Source organism: Variovorax sp. F042 (assembly GCF_057814215.1).
The window spans coordinates 1-290 of record NZ_JBVASX010000081.1 but is presented as its reverse complement, the minus strand read 5'-3'; the positions used below and the strand labels follow the sequence as shown (position 1 = coordinate 290).

Genomic DNA, 290 nt, shown 5'->3' with positions numbered 1-290 from the left:
GCTGAAGATCGACCAGTGCTGCCAGCGCACGCGCTGAGTTTTCCTTCGCACGGTCCACCTTCTCTGAGGCCAGATCTGCGCGCGAACCAGCGGCGCGCGTGCGCTCGATGCCGGCTGTGGCCAGCGCCGCAACGAGCCCCAGGCCAAGGGCCCAGAGCAACGGCTTTTTGAGGTCGGGCAGCATCAGAGGCTCCCGCTGCAGGTCTGAGCCTCGTCGGACCTTCGATTGGCTAGGCCCTGCACGAAGGTGCATTGCCGCTGCCCGATCACAGTCTTGAAGGTGTACGACC

The 290-nt window shown here is 65.2% G+C and carries 1 protein-coding gene; it reads right to left on the bottom strand.

What is annotated here, in order from left to right; translation table 11 throughout:
- On the bottom strand, positions 1 to 184 hold a 184-nt coding region (locus ACZYSP_RS35495; protein WP_489019247.1), incomplete at its 3' end, for a hypothetical protein.
- Between the last annotated feature and the right edge of the window lie 106 nt (positions 185 to 290).